Source organism: Streptomyces sp. NPDC058145, assembly GCF_042884245.1.
In the GTDB taxonomy this organism is placed as follows: domain Bacteria; phylum Actinomycetota; class Actinomycetes; order Streptomycetales; family Streptomycetaceae; genus Streptomyces.
In genome coordinates this window covers 413,145-435,727 of sequence record NZ_JBHVUH010000002.1, presented here as the reverse complement: position 1 = coordinate 435,727, position 22,583 = coordinate 413,145, and the positions used below count along the sequence as shown (strand labels likewise).

Below are 22,583 nucleotides of genomic sequence, written 5' to 3'. Positions count from 1 at the left end.
GGCACCCGCCCCCATCCCCGCACAGCCGGCAACCGGCCGTCCGCACCCGGACAGCCGTACGAAAAGGAAGAGTTGGCCCAGTGAGCAGCCCCGAGGTCCAGGCGGCCGAGACGGATGTGGCGATCATCGGCATGGCCGGGCGTTTCCCCGGCGCCGACGACCTGGACTCCTTCTGGCACCTCCTGCGCGAGGGCCGCGAGGGCATCACCCGGTTCAGCCCCGAGGAACTGGCGGCGGCGGGCGTGCCCTCCCGGCTGCTCACGGACCCCGCCTACGTCCCGGCGCACGGCGTCATCCCCGACGTCGACCTGTTCGACACCGGGTACTTCGAGTTCACCCCGGCCGAGGCAGCCATGACCGACCCGCAGCACCGCATCATGCTGCAGACCGGGCACGCGGCCCTCGAGCACGCCGGCTACGACCCGGCCCGCTTCGACGGGCTGATCAGCGTCTACGCCGGCGCCGCCATCAACACCTACCTCCAGCAGCACGTCCTGCCGCACGTCGACCAGACCACCACCTCCAGCCACTTCGCGGTGATGGTCGGCAACGACAAGGACTACCTGGCCACCCGGCTGTCGTACAAGCTCGACCTCAAGGGCCCGAGCTACACCGTGCAGACCGCCTGCTCCACCTCGCTCGTCGCCCTTCACCTGGCCTGCCAGGGCCTGATCAACGGCGAGTGCGACATGGCCCTGGCCGGTGGTGTCACCGTCAAACTGCCGCAGGTCAAGGGCTACCTGTACGAGGAAGGCGCCATCCTGTCCCGGGACGGGCACGTGCGCGCCTTCGACGCGGACGCCGGCGGCACCGTCCTCGGCAACGGTGTGGGCGTCGTCGTCCTGAAGCCGCTGCGGGACGCCCTCGCCGACCGGGACACCATCCACGCCGTCATCAAGGGCACGGCCACCAACAACGACGGCAGCGGCAAGGTCAGTTTCGCCGCCCCCGGCGCCGCCGGGCAGAGTGCCGTCATCCGCGAGGCGCACACCGTCTCCGGCGTCGACCCGCGCTCCATCGGCTACGTCGAGGCCCACGGCACCGCGACCCGGCTCGGCGACCCCGTCGAGGTCTCCGCCCTCACCAAGGCCTTTCGCGAGGCCACCGCCGACACCGGCTTCTGCGCGATCGGGTCGGTGAAGTCCAACGTCGGCCACCTGGACGCCGCCGCGGGCGTCGCCGGCGTCATCAAGACGGCGCTGATGATGAAGCACCGCACCCTGGTGCCGACCATCAACCACCGCACGCCCAACCCGGCCGTCGACTTCGCCGCGAGCCCCTTCAAGGTCAGCACCGCCACCACCCCGTGGACCGGGGACGGGCCGCTGCGCGCGGGCGTCAGCTCCTTCGGCATCGGCGGCACCAACGCGCACGCCGTACTCCAGGAGGCGCCGCCCGCGCCCGCCGCCGGTGGCTCCCGCCCGCAGCAGGTCCTGGTGGTCTCGGCCCGTACCCCGAGCGCGCTGCGCACGGCGGCCGGCGACCTGGCCGCCCACCTCGAGCGCGACGACCGGGCCGCGCTCGCCGACGTCGCCTACACCCTGGCGGTCGGGCGCCGCACCCATGAGTACCGGCTCGCCGTCACCGGCGCCGACCGCGCCGCCCTCGCCGACGCGCTCCGCCGCGCCGAGGTGCCCGAGCGGCCGGCCACCGGCGAGGTGTCCTTCGTCTTCGCCGAGGAGGTGCCCGACGCGGCCGGGCTGGCCGAGCGGTGGTGCGCCGCGGAACCCGCCTTCGCCGGGCACCACGCGGCGGCCGTGGCCGCCGGCGCGCTCGACCACGGTGCCCCCGGCTCGGCCTTCGCCGTGCAGTACGCGCTCGGCAGGCTGTGGCTGGACCTCGGGCTGCGGCCCGTAGCCGTCCACGGCGACGGACTCGCCGCCCGCGTCGCCGCGTGCGTCACCGGCGCGCTGACACCCGCCGAGGCCCTGGCCGCTCTCGGCCGCCCCGGCACCGAGGCGCCCCGCCCCGCCCCCGGCCGCGACCGGATCGCGCTGCGCGGCGCGGCGGACGAGGTGCGCGGCGCCGCCCTCGGCGTCGCCGACGGGCCGTGGGGCGCGGTGGCCCGTGCCTGGCAGGCCGGGGCCGAGGTCGACTGGGCCGGCTGGTTCGCGGGCGAGGAGCGCGGCCGGGTGCCGCTGCCCACCTACCCGTTCGAGGGCCGCCGCTGCTGGCTGACCGGACCGGACAAGGCCACCGCCCCGCAGCTCGCCGCACCGGGCCCGCACCCCCTGCTCGACGAGAACGTCTCCACCCTCGACACCCTCGCCTACCGCACCACCCGGACCGGCGAGGAGTTCTACCTCGCCGACCACCGGGTGCAGGGCGAACCCGTCATGCCCGCCGCCGCGCACCTGGAACTCGCCCGCGCGGCCGGCGAGTTGTCCCTCGGCACGGCCGTCTCCCTGCACGACGTCTCCTTCGAGCGCCTGCTGAGCCACGCCACCGGGCCGCGCACCTCGCTGGTCTCGCTCTGGCGCGAGGACGACGGCGCCGGATTCGAGATCACCGGTGACGACACCGTGTACGCGGCCGGCGGCATCGAGCCGGGCCCGGCCGAACGGCCCGCCCCGGTCGACCTCGCGGCGGCGGCCGCCCGCTGCACCGAGACGCTTCGGCACCCGGAGTGCTACGACACGCTGCGCCGCCTCGGCCTCGACTACGGCCCCCGGATGCGCGCCCTCACCGGGGTCCGGCTGGGCGAGGGGGAGGCCCTGGCCACCCTCGAACTGCCAGACGGCGCCACGCTCGACGGCGCGGTCCTCAACCCCGCGCTCCTCGACGGCGCCCTGCACGCCCTGGTGCTGCTCCTCGCCCGCTCCTACGGTGACACCGCCGAGGGGTTCCTGCCGCTGGCCCTCGCCGGGCTGACCGTGCACGCCCCGGTCGCCGGCGCCTGCCGGGCGCTGGTCGCCACCCACCGGCTGGGCGAGCGGTCGGCCCGCGCCGACCTGACCCTGACCGACGAACACGGCACCGTCCTCGCCCGGCTGACCGACCTGGCCGTACGGGTGCTCGGCGGAACGGGCGAGGCGGCCGTGGGCGGGTCCGGCGAACCGAGCGAGCCGGCCCTGCTGGTACGCCGCTGGACCGACGCGCCCGCCGAGCCCGACGACACCCCGGCCGGCGCCACCGGCGTCGTCCTCGCCGCGACCGCGGGCCGCCGCGAGCGGCTCACCGCCGCCCTGACCGCCTGCGGCGTCGGCGAGGTGACCGCGCCGGAGACCGGGGCCGCACGGGACGCCGGGGCCGGGCTGGACGCCGTGATCGGCCTGGAGGAGGAGGCCGGCCCGGCGGCCGCACCGGACGTGCTGCTGGTGGACGAGCCGACCGCCGAGGAGGCGCTGGGGCTGGTCCAGCGGCTGCTGCGGACCCGGCCCACCACGCCCGTGCGCGTCCTGCTGCTGCACCGTCACGAGGCCGACGGCGCACGGCCCGAGCGCGCCGCTCTGGGCGCCTTCGCCCGGACCGTACGGGCCGAGAACCCGCTGCTCGCCGTCCAGGCCGTCGGACTCGCCGAGGGCGTCGACGAGACGGCCGCGCTCGCGGCCGAACTGGCCGGTGACGGCCGCGACGCCGAGGTGGCCCACACCACCGGCGGCCGCCGCGTGCCCCGGCCCGCGCCGGCCCCGGCCGCCGAACCCGTCGCCGTCCGCGACGGCGGTGTGTACGTCGTCTCGGGCGGCGCGGGCGGACTCGGCCGTGCCGTCGCGGACTGGATCCTCGGCCGCGCCGACGCCCGCGTGGTGCTGCTCGGACGCGGCGAGCAGCCGCCCGCCGCACTCGGTGAACGCCTGTCCTACCGCACCGCGGACGTCTCGGACCCGGCGGCGGTGGACCGCCAACTGGCGGCGATACGCACGGAGATGGGCCCCATCGCCGGCGTCGTCCACGCGGCCGGCGTGCTGCGCGACGGCTTCGCCCTGACCAAGGCCGCCGACGACTTCGCCGCCGTTCTCGCGCCCAAGGTGAGCGGAGTGCGCGCGCTCGACGCCGCCACCGCCGACGACCCGCTGGACTTCTTCGTCGCCTTCTCCTCGATCGCCGCCCACGTCGGCAGCGCGGGCCAGACCGACTACGCGTACGCCAACGCCTACCTGGACGCCTACGCCGAGCGCCACCCGCGGATCACCTCGGTCGCCTGGCCCATGTGGGCCGACGGCGGCATGCGGCAGACCGCCGAGGCCGCCGCGGACATCGCCGCCCGCACCGGCTTCGGCGTCCTGCCCACCGACACGGGCCTCGCCCTGTTCGAGCGGGTCCTCGGCGTGCCCGGCGCGTTCGTCGCGGCTCACGGCGACCCGGGGAAGATCGACGGCACGCTGTCGGGACGCGCCCCCGCCGGCCGTGTCCCGGCCCCCGCCGAAGCGGCCGGCGCCCCGGGCGGCGAGGAGCCGCGCGCCCTTGCCGTGACGCTGCTGCGGACCCTGATCGCCGCCGAGACGGGCCTGGACCCGGCCGAACTGGGTGAGGACGACCCGTTCGAGCGCCATGGCATCGACTCACTGACGATCACCAAGCTCAACCGCGAACTCGACAGGCACTTCGAGCGACTGTCCAAGACCCTCTTCTTCGAGTACGCGACCCTCGGCGAACTCGCCGGCTACTTCGCCGAGCACCACAGCGCCGAACTGCGCGGCACCGCCGGGGCCGAGGAGACCGGCGGGGCCGCCGCCGCGTCGTCGCCTGCCGCCTCCCCGGCCACCGCGACGCCGCGCTCCTCCCGTACGGCCCGTACGGCCCGCACCGCACCCGGCGTCCGGCCCGCCGCCCCCTCGTCGGCGGAGGACGACGACGCCATCGCGGTCATCGGCATCGCCGGCCGCTACCCCATGGCGGACGACATCGAGGAGTTCTGGGCCAACCTGGTGCGGGCCCGCGACTGCGTGAGCGAGATCCCCGCCGACCGCTGGGACCACACCCGCTGGTACGACCCGGACCCGGCCACACCCGGCCGCGCCCACACCCGCTGGGGCGGGTTCCTGCGCGACGTCGACCGCTTCGACCCGCTGTTCTTCGGCATCTCCCCGCGCCAGGCGGAGCTGATGGACCCCCAGGAACGGCTGTTCCTGCAGAACGCCTGGCACGTCATGGAGGACGCCGGTTACCGCCGCGCCGACCTGGCGGGCCGTCCGGTCGGCGTTTACGTCGGCGTGATGTACGGCGAGTACCAGTTCCACGGCGCCCTCGACGCGCTGCGCGGCGGCCGCCCGCTGACCGGCTCGTCGTTCGCGACCATCGCCAACCGGGTCAGCCACGCCCTGAACCTCTCCGGTCCGAGCATGGCGCTGGACACCATGTGCTCCTCCTCGCTGACCGCGATCCACCTGGCCTGCGAGAGTCTGCGCCGGGGCGAGAGCGAACTGGCCCTGGCCGGTGGCGTCAACGTCTCCGTCCACCCCTACAAGTACGCCTTCCTGAGCCAGGGCCGCTTCCTGTCCTCCGACGGCCGCTGCCGCGCCTTCGGCGCCGGCGGCGACGGCTACGTGCCCGGCGAGGGCGTCGGCGCCGTCCTGCTCAAGCCGTACCGGCGCGCCCTGGCGGACGGCGACCGCATCCACGGCCTCATCCTCGGCAGTGCCGTCAACCACGGCGCCAGGACCAACGGCTACACCGTGCCCAGCCCGCACGCCCAGCAGCGCGCCGTCACCGCGGCCATGGCGCGGGCCGGCGTCTCCCCGGCCGGCATCGGCTACGTCGAGGCCCACGGCACCGGCACCGCGCTCGGCGACCCGATCGAGCTGACCGGACTCGGCCAGGCGTACCGCACCGCCGAGGCCGGGCCCGGCACCTGGCCGATCGGCTCGGTCAAGTCCAACGTGGGCCACCTGGAGTCCGCCGCCGGCATGGCCGGACTCACCAAGGTGCTGCTCCAGTTCACCCACCGCACGCTGGTGCCCTCGCTGCACGCGGAGGAGTTGAACCCGAACATCGACTTCGACCGCTCCCCGTTCCGCGTCCAACGCGCCCTGGCCGACTGGCCCGGCGGGGACACCCCGCGCCGCGCCGGCCTCAGCTCCTTCGGCGCCGGCGGTTCCAACGCCCACCTGGTCCTGGAGGAGTCGCCCCGCCCCGAGCCGCCGGCCGACGTCCCCGCCGCGCGGCAGCACACCGGCGAGCCGGTGGCCTTCGTCCTGTCCGCCCGGGACGGGGAGCGGCTGCGCGCCCACGCCGAACGCGCCGCCCGCTTCCTGGAGACGGAGCGGGTGCCGCTCGCCGACCTGTGCTTCACCAGCCAGACCGGCCGCGAGGCCATGGACGCCCGCTTCGCCGTCGTCGCCACCGACGGTGCCACCATCGCCGCCGCGCTGCGCCGCTGCGCCCGGGGAGAATCCGAGCCCGGGATCACCGACGACGGCCCGCTCGGTGAGCTGGCCCGCCGCTGGCTGACCGGCGCCGACGTCGACTGGCGGGCCTGGCACGCCGGCCGCCCGGGCCCCGCCCCGCGCCGGACCCGCGCACCGCTCTACCCGTTCGCCCCCGAGCGCTACTGGATCCCGCTCGACCCGGACCTCGGCACGTCCGCGCCGCACCCCCTGGTCGACGCCAACGAGTCGACCGTCGACGAGGTCCGCTTCGCCAAGACCCTGCGCTCCGGCGACCCGCTGCTGCGCGACCACGTCATCGAGGGCCGGCGCATGCTCGCCGGCGCCGCGACGCTGGAGTTCGTCCGCGCCGCCGCCCACCTCGCCCGGCCCGGCGTCCGGCACGCCCTGCGCGAGGTGGTGTGGGGCCGCGCCGTGGAGGTCGCGGAGGCCGAGCGGACGCTGTACGTCTCCTTCCGGCCGGACGGCGACGCCCTGCTCTTCGAGGTGTACGGCGACACCGGCGGCGAACGCACCACCCACGCCCGGGGCCGCGCCGTCCCGGCTCCGGCCGCCGCGCCCGCCGCACCGGAGGACCTCGACGCGCTGCGCGCCCGGCTGCCCGTCCTGCGCGACCGGGCCGGCGCCTACGCCGACTACACGGCCGCCGGGTTCGGCTACGGCCCCTCCTTCCAGGTCATCGACGAGATCCGCGCCGGGTCCGGCGAGGCCCTGGTCCGGCTCGACGCCGGCGACGGCGGCCCGGTCACCGAGGTGCCCCCCGCGCTGCTCGACGGCGCCCTGCGGGCCTGCCACTGGGCCGGCCGCACCACCGCGCCCCGCGCGGGCGAACTCGCGGTGCCCTTCAGCCTCGGCGCGCTCGACGTGCACGCGCCGCTGCCGCCGGTGTGCCTCGCCCACGCCCGGCGGACGGGGGAGACGGCCGGCGTCCGCCGCTTCGACCTGACCGTCTACGACGAGCAGGGCCGCGTCCTCGCCGAACTCCGTGACTTCGCGGGCCGCACCCCGGCGCCCGCCACCGCATCCGGGACCACGAGGCCCGAGGAGCCCGAGGCCGCGCCCGCCCCGGGTACCACCGCCCCCGCCGGCGGTGAGGCGCGCCTCTACGAACCCCGCTGGCAGGCCGCCGCCGAACCCGCGCAGGGGGATGCGGCCGACACCCTCGCCGTCCTCGGCCGGCACCCCGAACTGGAGGCGGCCCTCGCCGCCACCGGAGTGTGGCGCCGCGTGGTGAACGTCCCCGAGGACCCCGGCGCCCTCGCCGACGCCCTCGCCGGGCTCGCGCACCCCGACGGCCTGGACCTCGCCTTCGTCGGGGGCCTGACCGCCCCCGCCCCGGCGCCGGACGCGGGGGACCCCGCCGGCCGGCTCGACCGGGTCTGCGGCACGGTGCTCCAGGTGCTCGGAGCCGCCGGGTCCGACGCCCTGCCCGGCCGTGTGCGTCTGCTCGTCGTCCACCCCCAGGAGGGCGGCCACGACCGGCCGGAGTGGGCCGCCCTGGCCGGGTTCGCCCGGTCCACGGCGCCCACCGCGCCCCGCCTGGAACTGCTCACCCTGGGTGTCGCTCCGGCCCTCGCCGCCGACGCGACCGCCGAGGCCGTGGCCGCCGAACTCCGCGCCGTGCCCCGCGCGGCCGGGCTGGAGGCGCGCCGCACGGCGAACGGCGCCCGGCAGGTCCGCGCCCTGCGGCCGGTGCGGCCGTCCGGCGCCACCGCGGCACCGCTGCGCGACGGCGGCGTCTACGTCGTCACCGGCGGCGGCGGAGCCATCGGCCGCGTCCTCGCCGAGCATCTGGCCCGCACCCGCGCGGCCAGACTGGTGCTGATCGGCCGTTCCGAGCCGGACGACACCGCGCGCGACTGGCACCGCACGCTCACCGGGCTCGGTGCCGAGGTGCTCGCCCCGCGCGCCGACGTGGCCCGCCCCGACGAACTGGCCGCCGCCCTGGCCACCGCCCGCGACCGCTTCGGCGCCCTGCACGGTGTGTTCCACCTGGCCGGCGTCGCCGACGAGGGCCGCGCCGACCCCGGCGACCGGGAGCGGTTCACCCGGGTGCTCGCGGTCAAGACCCACGGCCTGGTCCACCTCGACCGGCTCACCCGCGACGACGACCTCGACTGCTTCGTGGTGTTCTCCTCCGTCTCCTCCGTCATCGGGGACTTCGGCGCGGCCAGCTACGCCACGGCCAACCGGTTCGCCGACCTGTACACGGCCCGGCGCGACGACTGGACGCGGCAGGGCCTGCGGCACGGCCGCAGCCTGTCCCTTGCCTGGCCGCTGTGGGCCGTCGGAGGGGTCGACGGGCTGGTCCGGGAACAGGAACTGGCCGCCTACACCCGCCGCACCGGCATGCGGCCGCTCGACGCCGAGCAGGGCGTCGCCCTGCTCGACAGCGCCCTCGGCGCCGGCACCGCGTGGCTGGTCCCCGCCTGGGGCGAGGCGGCCGCCGTCGACACGGCCCTCACCGGCACCACCACGACGCCACCGGCCGGCGGCACCCCTGCCGCACCCGCCGCGAACCCGCCTGCCGCACCCGCCGCCGACACACCGGCCGCACCGGCCGCACCGGCTCGACCCGCCGCGGACGACCGCGTGCGGGCCCGGCTGGTGGAGCATCTGCGCACCGCCCTGGCCGGAGTGCTGAAGCTGCCCGTGGGACGGCTCGACAGCCGGATCCCGCTCGACGACTACGGCATGGACTCGGTGCTCGTCATGGAGTCCAACTCCCTGCTCGGAAAGGACTTCCCCGGCCTGCGCGGCACCGTGTTCTTCGAGTGCCGCACCGTCGACGAGCTGGCCGACCACGTCCTGGCCGAACACGCCGACGCAGTGACCCGCCTCTTCCCGGCCGACACCGCCGGCACCACGACCGCGCCGCCCGTCACCGCGCCCGCCCCGGCGCCGGTGACCCGGCCGGAGCCGCCCCGGCCCGCACCGGCCGGGGACGAGCCGATCGCCGTCATCGGCATCAGCGGCCGTTACCCCGAGGCCCGCGACCTGGACGAGTTCTGGCGCAACCTCGCCGAGGGACGCGACTGCGTCACCGAGGTACCGGCCGACCGCTGGGACGCCGACGCCCTGTTCGACCCGGACCCCGCCGCACCCGGCCGCAGCTACGGCCGCTGGGGCGGCTTCCTGGACGACGTCGACAGCTTCGACTCGCTGTTCTTCCGCATCTCGCCCAAGCAGGCCCGCACCATGGACCCGCAGGAACGGCTGTTCCTGGAGACGGCCTGGTCCGCGCTGGAGAACGCCGGCTACCCGCCCTCCCGCATCCCCGCGCCCCGCTTCGGCGGCCAGGGCCACGACGTCGGCGTGTTCGTCGGCGTGATGTGGGACGACTACGCCGTCCTCGCCGCCACCGAATCGGCGCGCGGCAACCACCAGGTGGTCCTCGCCAACCGCGCCTCCATCGCCAACCAGGTCTCCTACTTCGGCGACTTCCGCGGACCCAGCGTGGTCGTGGACACCGCCTGCTCGGCGTCCCTCGTCGCCGTCCACCAGGCCTGCGAGAGCATCCGCCGCGGCGAGTGCTCGTACGCCCTCGCGGGCGGGGTGAACGTCTCCGTCCACCCCGACAAGTACGTCCACCTCAGCCACCGGACGATGCTGTCCACCGACGGCCGGTGCCGTGCCTTCGGGGCCGGCGGCAGCGGCTACGTGCCCGGCGAGGGAGTCGGCGCGGTGCTGCTCAAGCCGCTGTCGGACGCCGTGCGCGACGGCGACACCGTGCACGCCGTGATCCGCGCCACCGCCGTCAACCACGGCGGCCGCACCAGCGGCTTCACCGTGCCCAACCCACAGGCCCAGCAGGCCCTGATCGAACAGGCGCTGGCCGCCGCCGGCATCGACGCGCGGACCATCGGCTGCGTCGAGGCCCACGGCACCGGCACCGCCCTCGGCGACCCGATCGAGCACACCGCGCTCGCGCAGGCCTTCGCCCGGGACACCGGCGACACCGGTTTCTGCGCGCTCGGCTCGGTGAAGTCCGCCATCGGCCACCTGGAGGGGGCCGCGGGCATCGCCGGGCTCACCAAGGCCGTGCTCCAGCTCCGCAACGGCACCCTGCTGCCCACGCTGCACGCCGAGGAGACCAACCCCGTCATCGACTTCACCCGCTCGCCGTTCACCGTGCAGCGCGAGACGAAGCCCTGGCCCCGGCCGCACGACGCCGACGGCCGCCCGCTGCCGCGCCGCGCCGCCGTCAGCTCCTTCGGCGCGGGCGGCACCAACGCCCACGTCGTCGTCGAGGAGTACCTCGCACCCGAACCCGCCGACCCCGGACCCGAGACGCCCGGCCTGATCGTGCTCTCCGCCCGCGACGAGACCCGGCTGCGCGCCTACGCGGCCGGGATGGGCCAGGCCCTCGGCGCCGCCGCGCAGGCCGACCCGGCCGCGCCGCGCCTCGCCGACGTCTCGCACACCCTGCGTACCGGCCGCGAACCCCTCGCCGAGCGGCTGGCGTTCGTCGCCGCCGACCTCGCCGACGCGGCGGCCGCGCTCACCGCCTTCGGGCGCGGTGAGGACGACCAGAGGCTGCACCGCGGCCGGGTCGAGCAGCATCCGGCGCTGGCCGGCCTGCTGACCGAGGCCGTCGGCGGCGACGACTTCCTCGCCGCCCAGATCGGCGCCGGGGGAGACGATCTGCTGGCCCGGCTGTGGGTGTCCGGTGTCACCGTCGACTGGGACCTGGTCGACCGGATGCGCCCCGGCACACGCCGCCGGGTGCCGCTGCCGACCTACCCGTTCGAGCGCGTACGGCACTGGCTGGACACCGGCCCCGCCACACCGGCCGCAGCGCCCCGGCCCGGCCCGGCGGCCCCCGCCCAGGCCCAGGTGCCCGCCCCGCGCGTCCCCGCCCCGCGCGTCCCCACGCACGCGGCACCGGCCGCACCGGCACCCGCCCCCGCCGCGCCCCGCGAGTGGCGGCGGCGGCTCGCGGCGGCCGAGCCCGTGCTGCGCGACCACGTCGTCGGCGGCCGGCCCATTCTGCCGGGCACCGGCCACCTCGACCTCGTCGCCGAGGCGCACGGCGCACTGACCGGCCGGGCCCTGACGGACGTGCGCTGGGTGGCCCCGCTGGCCCTGTCCGGTCCCGGCGGCGACGTGTCCGTGGCCCTGGACGGCGACGGGTACGAGGTGCGCGGCCCCGACGGCACCGTACGGTCCCGTGGCCGGGTCGGCGTCGCCCAGGACGCCCAGGCCGCGCTCGACGTGGTGGAGCTGCGCGCCCGCCTCGACGCGGGCCCCGACGGGGACGCCTTCTACCGTCTGCTGGCGGACCAGGGCCTGCCGTACGGGCCGTTCTTCCGCAGGGTCCGCGAGGTCTGGACCGGTGACGAGGAGGTACTGGGCCGGATCGGCGCCGTGGACGGCGACGCGGACCACGCCCTGCACCCGGGCGTGCTGGACGCCGCCCTGCACACCGTCGCCGCCCTGATGGCGCGCCACCGCGCCGGTCCGGGCAGGCCGATGCTGCCCTTCGCGGCCGACCGCGTCGACGTCCTCGGCCGGGTCCCGGTCACCGGCTGGTCGTACGTCCGCCGGACCGGCACCGACCGCTACGACGTCCTGCTCTGCGACGACGCCGGCGCCCCGCGCGTCCGGTTCACCGGTCTGGCCTACCGGCAGGCCAAGGACCCGGCGGTGGTCGTCCACCGGCCCGTGTGGACCGCCCGGCCCGCCGACGGGCGGGCCGAACCCGCCCGGACCGTGCTGCTGATAGCCGAGCGTCCGGACACCGGCCTCGCCGCGGACCTCGCCACCGCCCACACCGGGGCGGACGTCCGGCGGCTGCGGATCGGCGCCGACGGTCTGACCGACGCCGGCCTGGACCGCGCCCTGCGCGAGGCCACGCCGGACCTGGTCTACTTCCTCGGCACCGGAACCGGCCCCGAAACGGGTGCCGGCACCGGCCGCGAGCCCGCCGGCCGGCGTGAACTGCGGGCCCTGACGGACCGCTCGGTCCTCGCCCTGCACCGCCTGGTGCGGGCCCTGGACCGGCACGGTGTCCTCGACCGGCCGCTGCGGCTGAAGGTCGTCACCACCGACGTGCACCCGCTGGAGGCGGGCGACGCCTCCGCCCCGTGGGCCGCCGGCCTCGCGGGACTGGCGTCCGTGGCGGCCAAGGAGTACCCGAACCTGCGGGTCGCGCTGGTCGACGTGCGCTCCGCGGAGGCCGCGGACACCGCGCGGGCGATCGTGGCCGAGCCGTTCCCGGCCCGCCCGGCCCCGGTGTCGATCCGGGCCGGTGTGCGCCGGGTCCGCACCCTGGAGCGCGTCGAACTGCCCGGCGCCACACCCTCGTTCCGGCAGGGCGGTGTCTACCTCGTCGTCGGCGGTCTCGGTGCCGTCGGCCGGGACACCTGCCGGCATCTCGCCCGCGCCTACGGGGCGAAGCTGGTCGTGGTCGGCCGCTCCCCGCTGGACGAGACGCGCCGGCGCGTGATCGCCGAGCTGGAGAAGGACGGGGCCGAGGTGCGCCACCTCGCCCTGGACGCCGGCGACCCGGCCGCGCTCGCCGAGGCCGTCCGGCTGGCCCGGCAGGAGTTCGGCGCCCTGCACGGCGTGTTCAACGCGGCGATGGTGCTGGTCAACCGGGAGCTGCGCGAGCTGTCCGAACGGGAGCTGCGCCGCGCCGTGGAGTCCAAGACGGACACCGCCTTCGCGGTGCTGGACGCGGTGCGCGAGGAGCCGCTGGACTTCGTGCTCTTCTACTCCTCCGGCGTCGCCTTCGAGGGCAACCACGGCCAGGCGGGTTACGCGGCCGGCTGCACCTTCGCCGACGCCTACGCCGCGCACGCCGGGCGGACGCTGCCCTTCCCGGTGCGGGTGCTGAACCTCGGGTACTGGCACGCGGGCGGTGACGCCGAACGCGAGCGCGTGCTGCGCCGGTTCGAGGCCGCCGGCATCCGTCCGCTGACCGCCGAGCGCGGTATGGCCGTGGTGGAGCGCGCGCTGGCGGCGGGCCTGCCGCAGGTGTTCGCGCTGGACGCCGAGCGGCACATCCTGGACAACCTGGGCATCGACCCGGACCGCACCCTGACCGTGCTGCCCGGGCTGCCCGGCGGCACGCCCGGCCCGCTGCCCGAGGTCCGCTTCACCGGCCGGACCATCACCGACGACGGCGAACTGGCCGGGCACCAGCGCGCGGTCGACCTGCTGGAGGATCTCGCGCACCGGTTGCTGGCCCCGGCACTGCGCCGGGCCGGCCTGTTCGAGCAGTTCACGCCCGGCGCCCACGGGCCCGGACACGAGGAACTCGCCGCCCGGCTGGGTGTCGTACCGGAACACCGGGCGCTGTTCGAGGCCCAGCTCGCCATCCTGGTGACCTCGGGCGTGCTGCGCGCCGACGACGACGGCGCTCTGCGTCCGACGGACCGCGCCGTGGAGGACGAGGCCGCCCTGGTGGCCGCTCTCGACGACCTGACGGACCGGCACCCGGCCCTCACCCCCATCGGCTCGCTGCTGCGGGACTGCCTGGCCGCACTGCCCGACGTGCTCACCGGCCGCCGTTCCGCGATGGACGTCCTCTTCCCCGACGGCTCCGCCGAGCGCGTGGCCGCCGTGTACCGGGGCGACCCGGTCACCGACCGCTGCAACACCGAGGTGGCGCGGCTGGTGACCGATCGGGTACGCGCCCGCCGGGCCGCCGAGCCCGGCCGCACGGTGCGGATCCTGGAGGTCGGCGCGGGCACGGGCGGGACCACCGCGACGGTGCTGGCCGCGCTGGCGCCGTACGCCGGTTCCGTGGAGTACGTCTTCACCGACGTCTCCCCGGCCTTCGTCCGCAAGGCCCGGACCCGGTTCGGCGCCGGCCACCCCTTCGCCCGTTTCGAAGTGCTCGACATCGAGGCGGACGCCGAGGGCCAGGGCATCGAGCCCGGCGCGTACGACGTGGTGCTCGGCACCAACGTGTTCCACGCCACGCAGCGCCTGACCGACACGCTGCTGCGGGCCAAGGCGCTGCTGCGGCGGGACGGGGCCCTGCTGCTGGTCGAGGGCACCCGGCCCCGGGACCAGCTCGCGCTCGTCTTCGGACTCACCCCCGGCTGGTGGCTGTTCGCCGACCCCGAGCAGCGGCTGCCCCGCTCGCCGCTGGCGAGCGAGCGCCAGTGGCGCGACGCGCTCGCCGTCTGCGGGTTCACCCACATCGGCGCGGCGGCGCCGGCCACGCAGGCCGGCCCGGCCTTCCAGAGCGTCATCGCCGCCGTCAGCGACGGCCTGGTGCCCGCGTCCCGGCCCCCGGCGGTCCAGGCCGCGCACCGGGCCGCCGGCGCCCCGGTCGCTCCCGTCGCGGACGGGACCCCGGCCGTTCCCGCCGGTGACCGCGCGGCCGTCGACGACGAACTCCGCAAGGTGACCGAGGTGTTCGCCCGGGTGCTGGAGCTCGCCCCGGACCAGCTCGACCCGGACCTCACCTTCGAGAACTACGGAGTGGACTCGCTGGTCGTGCTGGAACTGACCCGGGCCCTGGAGGGCGTGTACGGCCCCCAGCCGGCGACGCTGCTCTTCGAGCGCATCACCGTCCGGCGCCTGGCCGAGCACTTCCACGGCCTGGCGACGACGACCACGGGACCGGCCCCGCAACGGACCGGTGGACCGGCCCCGCAACGGACCGGTGGACCGGCCCCGGAGCCGGTCGGCGAACCGGCTCCCGAAGCCGCGATCCGGCCCGAGGAGCCGACCGCTCCCGAGGCCCGAGCGGTCCCGGCACCCACCGGGCCCGCCACCCCCGGACCTGTCACGGTCCCCGGGCCCGCCACCGCCCCCGCCGGTCCCGACCCGGCCGCCGACGCCGGGCGTCTGATCGAGGGCCTGTCCGACGCGGCCGTGGACGAGCTGCTGGCCGTACTGCTCGCGGAGCGCGGGAAGTTCGAAGGAGACGCACGATGACTGCCGAGCCGTTCAGCTGCGTCGTGATCGGCGAGGAGACCCTCCTCGTCGAGTGCACGAGACTGCTCCTGGCCCGCGGGCACACGGTGGCCGCCGTGGTGTCCCCGTCGCCCGAGCTGCTCGCCTGGGCCGAGGGCGAGGGCCTGGCCGCCGTGCGGTTCGGCCCGGACCTCGCCGAGCGGCTGGCACCGCTGCGCTTCGACCACCTGTTCAGCATCGCCAACCTGCGGATGCTGCCCGAGGAGGTGCTGGCGCTGCCGACCGGGCTGCCGGTGAACTTCCACGACGGCCCGCTGCCCCGGCACGCCGGTCTGTTCGCCACGAGCTGGGCGATCCTCGAGGGCGACAAGCAGCACGGCGTGACCTGGCACGTGATGGACCGCGAGGCGGACACCGGCGACGTGCTCAAGCGGCGCGCGCTGCCCGTCGACCAGGACGCCACCGCGCACGACCTGGACGTCGCCTGCTTCGAGGCGGGCATCGAGTCCTTCGCCGAACTGGTCGACGAGCTCGCCGCCGGGACGGTCACCCGTACCCCGCAGGACCTCGGCCTGCGGACCTACCACGGCCGCTACGACGGACTGCCGCGCGCCGGTGTCTTCGACTGGCACCAGCCCGCCGCCGAGCTGGACGCGCTGGTACGGGCCACGTCGTTCGGGCGCCGCCGCAACGACTTCGGCACCGCGCTGCTCGCCCTCGGCGGTGAACTCGTCGCCGTACGCGGTGCGGAGGTCACCGGCCGGGCCTCCACCGCCGCGCCCGGCACGGTCGTCGGCTCGGGCTCCGACGCCCTCACCGTGGCCACCGGCGACCGGGACGTGCGCCTCACCGATCTCGCCGGCCTGTCCGGCGAACGGCTCGACCCCGTCGCGCTCGCCGCGATCCTGGCCGACGACCACGACGGCCGCTTCCCGCACCTCGGCGACGCCGCCGCGGCCGAGCTGGCCGAGGCCGCCCGCGCCGCGCACCGGCAGGAGCGGCACTGGCTGCGGCTGCTCCGGTCGCTGGAGCCCATGCTGCCGCCCCGGTTCGGCGGCCTGGCCGAGCAGGCCCGCCCGGCCGGTCCCGTTCCGCTGCCCGAGGCCCTCACCCGCGACGGCGCCGCGCCCGAGCGGGTCGCGCTCGCCGCCGTCCTGGCCTTCCTCGCCCGGCTCTCCCGGGGCGGCGAACAGGACGTCGCCGTGTCCGTCCCGCCCGCCGGTGGCGCGGCGGCCGGGCTGCTGGCCACCGAGGTGCCGTTGCGCGCCCCGCACGGCCTGCTGGAGGACACCCTCGACGACCTCACCGGCCGGGTCGGCGCCGAACTGGACCGGATCCGGGCCCGCGCGCCATATCGCCGTGACGTGGCGCTGCGCCACCCAGAGCTGGCCGGTGCCGCCCGCACCGGGCTGCCCGTCGCCGTGGTCCTGTCCGACGGACCGGCCGGGCCCGCCCGCCGCCCGCTGACCGTCCGGATCGACGCCGACGGCTCGGTGCGCTTCTGCGGCACTGAAGTGACGGAGCGTCAGGAAGGCTGGCTGACAGCACACTTCGCGCTCTTCCTCGACGGTGCCGCGAGGGAACCCGAAGGCCCGCTGGGCTCCGTCGAACTGCTGGACCCCCAGGAGCGGGAGCTGGTGCTGCGGCGTTGGAACGACACCGCAGCCGACTACCCGCGCGAGCGCACCGTCAGCCGGCTCATCGGCGACCTCGCCTGTGCCGCCCCGGACGTCACCGCCGTACGCTTCGAGGACCGCGAGCTGACCTACGCGGAACTGGACGCGGCGGCCGACCGGCTGGCCCGGCACCTGGCCGGGCTGGGCGCCGGCCCCGGGACCGTGGTCGGTGTCCTTCTGGAGCGCTCGGCGGAGCTGCTGGTCAGCCTGCTCGCGGTGATGCGCAGCGGCGCCGCCTACGTGCCGATCGACCCCATCTACCCGGCCGCCCGCATCGGCCACATGCTGACCGACTCGGGGGCCGGCCTCGTCCTCACCGACGAAACCCTGCGCGGCACCCTCGTCGCCTTCCCGGCCACCCCCGTCGTCGTGCCGGAGGTCCTGGCCGGCACCACGCCCGGCGCGGACGGGAGCGGACCGTTCGACCGGTCCGAGCCGGGCGCGCCCGCCTACGTCATCTACACCTCCGGTTCCACCGGGGCGCCCAAGGGCGTCCAGGTCGGGCACCGGGCGCTGGTCAACTTCCTGTGGACCATGGCCCGCACCCCCGGCTTCGGCTCCACGGACTCGCTGCTCGCCCTCACCACCGTCTGCTTCGACATCGCCGGCCTCGAGCTGTACCTGCCGCTGGTGCGCGGCGGCACCGTGGAGGTGCTGTCCGCCGCCGTCGCCGCCGACGGCTTCGCCCTGCGCGAGCGCGTGGAGCGGTCGGCGCCCACCGTCCTGCAGGCCACCCCGACCACCTGGCAGATGCTGCTGACCGCCGGCTGGCGGGGCGACCCGACCCTGCGTGCCCTGTGCGGCGGCGAGCCACTGCCCGGCGAACTCGCCGACCGCCTCGCGCCGCTCGTCGGCGCCCTGTACAACATGTACGGGCCGACCGAGACGACCATCTGGTCCACCGTCGACCGGGTGCGCCCCGGCGAGCAGGTCACCATCGGCCGCCCCATCGGCAACACCCGCTGCCACGTCCTCGACGAGCGCGGCGTCCCGGTCCCGCCCGGTGTCCCGGGCGAGCTGTACCTGTCCGGCGACGGCGTCGCCGACGGCTACCTCGGCCGCCCGGAGCTGACCGCCGAACGCTTCGTGACCGCACCCGACGGCGGCACCGGCCGGGCCTACCGCACCGGCGACCTGGTGCGGCACCTGCCCGACGGCCGCCTGGAGTACCTGGAGCGCATCGACGGCCAGGTCAAGCTCAACGGCTACCGCGTCGAACTCGGCGAGGTGGAGTCCGCGCTGCGGCGCGCCGAGGGGGTCACCGCCGCCGTCGCCGTGGTGCGCGAGGACCGGCCGGGCGAGCGCCGTCTGGTCGCCTACGTCACCGGGCCCGGCGCCCCGGCCCCGGACGCGCTGCGCGCCGGCCTGCGCGAGGTCCTGCCCGCCTACATGGTCCCGGCCGCCGTCGTCGCCCTCCCGGAGCTGCCCCTCACCCCGAACGGCAAGGTGGACCGGGGAGCGCTGCCCCGGCCGGGCGGCACCCGCGTCGCCGGGGGCGGGGCCGCCGCCCGCACCGACCTGGAACGCCGCATCGCCGGCATCTGGTGCGAGGTGCTGGGCCTGGAGGAGGTCGGCGCGGAGGACAACTTCTTCGACGCTGGCGGCGACTCACTGCGCCTGACCTCCGTGGTCGCCGCCCTGCGGGAGCGGCTCGGCCTGCGGGTCACCCGCCTCGACATGTTCGGCCATCCGACCGTACGGGCCATGGCCGCACACGCCGGCGAGGACACCGGGCCCGCCGCGCGCCGGCCCCGGCGCTCCCGCGACGTCGGCGCGCTGACCCGGCGCCGCGACCGGAGGCAGCGCCCGTGACGACCGGCCACCGCACCGCACCGACCACACACACCGCACAGCCGTATCCGACAGGTTCCACAGGGGGTTCCGTGTCCAGTTGCACCGTCTGCTCGCTCAAGGCCGACCACCCGGGGGTGGTGCTCGACGACCAGGGGGTGTGCAACCTGTGCAACCTGGACTTCGCCTCCGACCTCCTCGTCAACTACCGCTACACCAGCGAGGTGTTCACCGAGTTCCAGCAGGCGAAGGCCGGACCGGGTGAGTACGACTGCCTGTTCATGTACAGCGGTGGCAAGGACAGCACGTACATGCTGGACAAGTTCGCCAACGAGTACAGCAAGCGGGTGCTGGCCTTCACCTTCGACGTGCCCTTCGAGAGCGTGCACGCCGCGCAGAACATCGCGCTCGCCCGGGAGAAGATCCCGGCGACGTTCGTCCTCGACGCCGACGACGACAACATCAAGCTGATGATGCGGGAGGTGTTCAACCGCCCCGCGCCCAAGAAGCCGGGCAACTACCTCGACGAGAAGCTGCCCTGTGTCTCCTGCCGCACCTTCTTCGTGCTCCGCGCGATCCTCATGGCCTACCGGCAGAAGATCCCCTACATCGCGCTGTGCGCCGACCCGCAGCAGATCCTCACCATGGAGTCCAACGTCCGCGAGATCGTCCGCGACTTCTACAAGACGTTCGGCGAGCGGCTCACCGACACCCTCTTCGGCGGACAGCTCGAGGAACTGCTCTTCGACGACGACGAGAACCTGCCGAAGATCGTCTTCCCGTTCATCGCGATGCGCCACGACTACGACCCCGACCGCATCGTCGAGGAACTGCGCGCCAAGGGCCTGTACGAGTCCTCGCCGATGGAGACCCACTGCACGCTCTTCCCGCTCCTGAACTACTACTCGTTCAAGAACTTCGACTGCATGTTCTACAAGCTCAACGCGGCCAGCCACGTCCGGTCCGTCAAGCGCAACGCCTCCTACGACCGGAACACCTTCAGCATCAAGTTCCCCCGCTCGCTCGACCTCGCGGACGTCGAGGAGCGGCTCGGCACGGTGGTCCGGGAGATCGCCGCCGGCGAGGGCGACCGCGACGAGCACGAACGCACCCTGATCGACCTGTTCCAGCGCATGGACGCCGGCGAGGACGCCGCCCGTTTCGTCGCCAGGAGCTTCCTCGACATGCGGTCCGTCGCCGCGGACCTCGGCATACAGCTCGGCTGAGAAACCAGCAGCAACAGGAGACAACCACCATGACCCCTTCCGACTCCGACGTCGCCATCGTCGGCATGGCCTGCCGGTTCCCGGGCGCGGACTCCGTCGAGCGGTTCTGGGACGTGCTCAGCGAGGGCCGCGAGACCCTGACCCGCTACACCGACGAGGAACTGCTCGCCGCCGGCGTCCCCGCCGAACGGCTGGCCGACCCCCGCTACGTCCGGGCCGCCCAGACCGTCGACGGCACGGACCTGTTCGACTCCGAGCTGTTCCAGTTCACCCACGACGAGGCCGAGATCCTCGACCCCCAGCACCGCGTCTTCCTGGAGTGCGCCCTGGAGGCCCTGCAGCGGGCCGGATACGACCCCGGGCGCACCGACGGGCACATCGGCGTCTACGCGGGCGCCGGCCTCAACACCTACCTGCTGCACAACCTCGGCGAGCGCTACCGGGCCGCGTCCACCGTCGACCACTACCGGCTGATGCTCGCCAACGACAAGGACTTCCTGGCCACCCGAGTGTCCTACAAGCTCGACCTGCGCGGCCCCAGCATGAGCGTCAACACCGCCTGCTCCACCTCCCTGGTGGCCGTGCACACCGCGTGCCTCGCCCTGCTCGGCGGCGAGTGCGACATGGCCCTCGTCGGCGCCGTGCACCTCGCCCCGCCGCGCCAGGGCTACCAGTACCAGGACGGCATGATCTTCTCTCCCGACGGCCACTGCCGCGCCTTCGACGCCGAGGCCCGGGGCACCGTCATCGGCAGCGGCGCCGGCGTCGTCGTCCTCAAGCGGCTCTCCGAGGCGCTCGCCGACGGCGACTGGATCCACGCCGTCGTGAAGGGCTCCGCCGTCAACAACGACGGTTCCGCCAAGACCGGTTACACCGCGCCCAGCATCGCCGGGCAGGCCGAGGTCATCGCCGACGCCCAGGACGTCGCCGACGTCGACCCCGGGAGCATCGGCTACGTCGAGGCGCACGGCACCGGCACCCCGCTCGGCGACCCGATCGAGGTCGCCGCGCTCACCGAGGCGTTCCGGCAGGGCGGCGCGGAGCGCACCGGGTACTGCGCGCTCGGCTCGGTGAAGACCAACATCGGCCACCTCGACACCGCGGCCGGGATGGCGGGCCTGATCAAGGCCGCGCTGATGCTGGAACACCGCACGCTGGTGCCGAGCCTGCACTACACCCGGCCCAACCCCGAGATCGACTTCGCCACGAGCCCCTTCTACGTCAACACCGGCACCACCGACTGGAAGGCCGAGGGCGACCACCCGCTGCGGGCGGGCGTCAGCTCCTTCGGCATCGGCGGCACCAACGCCCACGTCGTCCTGGAGGAGCCGCCGGCCCGCACCGAGACGGACCCGGGCCGCGACCCGGAGCTGCTGGTGCTCTCCGCCCGCTCCGCGAACTCCCTGAAGCAGTCCGCCGGAGCGCTCGCCCGCCACCTCAGGGCCCGCCCCGGCCTCGACCTCAGCGCCGTCGCCCAGACCCTCGGGCTCGGCCGCCGGGCTCATCCGCACCGGCTCGCCGTGGTCGCCCGCGGCACCCGCGAGGCCGCCATGGCCCTCGCCCTCGGCGACGAGGCGCGCACCCGGCAGGGCGTCGCCGGGCCCGGCGAGACCGGCGCCGTGCTGGTCCTCACCGGCACCGGCGCCGACGCGGCGGACACCGCCGGGCTGTACGGCGCGGTGCCCGCCTACCGGGACGCCGCCGACGCCTGCGCCGCCGCCCTCGGCCGGGCCGGCCGCACCGAGGACCTGCTCGCCGGCGACGACCCGCACGCGGCGTTCGCCCACGAGTACGCCCTCGCCACCGCCCTGACCGCCTGGGGCCTCACCCCGACCGGTCTCGCCGCGACCGGTACCGGAACGGCCGCCGCCGCGGCCCTGTCCGGGGCGCTCCCGCTAGCCGCCGCCCTCGCCCTCGCCACCGGCACCCCGCCGGAGCGCGCGCAGGCGCCCCGGCTGCCCGTGCTCAGCGCGCGCACCGGCCGCTGGATGACCGAGGACGAGGCCCGCGACCCGGTGACCTGGACCGGCCGGGCCTCCCTCGACACACTGGACGCGCTGCTCGCGGACACCGGCGGCTTCGCCCTCCCGCTCACCCCGTCGGACGGGGCCCCGGCCGGCCACGCCCATCTGCTCACCGTCGCCGCCCAGGCATGGGCGCGGGGCGCCGCCCTCGACTTCGCGGCCGTCCACGGCGACCGGGACGTCCACCGGGTACCGCTGCCCACCCAGCCCTTCGAACGGCGCCGCCACTGGGTGGAGCCCGGCAGTCACGGCCCCGCCGCACGGGCCGGCCAGGACGACGACCGGCTGCTGCACCGGCTCGACCCGGCCGACCCCGAGCACAACGTGCGGCTCGTCACCGACTACCTCACCGGGGAGATCGGCAAGGTGCTCGGCGGCCGCGACCGCGCTGCCCTCGACATCAACCTCTTCGACCTGGGCCTGGACTCGCTGGTCCTGATCGAGGTCGTCGCCAAGCTCGGCGAGCAACTCGACTTCGATGTCCCGGCCACGGCCTTCGTCGAGTTCCCCACCATCCGTTCCTTCGTCGGCAACCTCGCCGAGCTGATGGGCCTCGCCCCGGCCCCCGGCGGCGCGCCGGCCGCGCCGGCCGAACCGGCCCGGGTCTCCCGGCGCGCCCAGCGGGCCGCGGCCCGCGCCACGGACCCGGCCTGACCCCCGGCGGCC

The 22,583-nt window shown here is 75.8% G+C and carries 4 protein-coding genes; all 4 read left to right on the top strand.

From position 1 onward, the window contains the following. Positions 1 to 80 precede the first annotated feature (80 nt). On the top strand, positions 81 to 15,221 hold the full coding sequence (locus ACFVVO_RS05870; RefSeq protein ID WP_390052036.1) for an SDR family NAD(P)-dependent oxidoreductase: 15,141 nt from the start codon (positions 81 to 83) through the stop codon (positions 15,219 to 15,221). Beyond that, entirely contained in the window at positions 15,218 to 18,688 is a 3,471-nt protein-coding gene (locus tag ACFVVO_RS05865; protein ID WP_390052034.1) for an amino acid adenylation domain-containing protein, read from the top strand. Before ACFVVO_RS05870 ends, ACFVVO_RS05865 begins: the two co-directional genes overlap by 4 nt. A gap of 71 nt (positions 18,689 to 18,759) precedes the next feature. Beyond that, complete coding sequence (locus tag ACFVVO_RS05860) at positions 18,760 to 19,893, top strand: OzmP (protein WP_390052033.1); 1,134 nt, start codon at positions 18,760 to 18,762, stop codon at positions 19,891 to 19,893. A gap of 29 nt (positions 19,894 to 19,922) precedes the next feature. Beyond that, positions 19,923 to 22,571 carry a beta-ketoacyl synthase N-terminal-like domain-containing protein gene (locus ACFVVO_RS05855; RefSeq protein WP_390052031.1) on the top strand — a complete coding sequence of 883 codons (2,649 nt, stop codon included), beginning with the start codon at positions 19,923 to 19,925 and terminating at the stop codon, positions 22,569 to 22,571. Positions 22,572 to 22,583 lie beyond the last annotated feature (12 nt).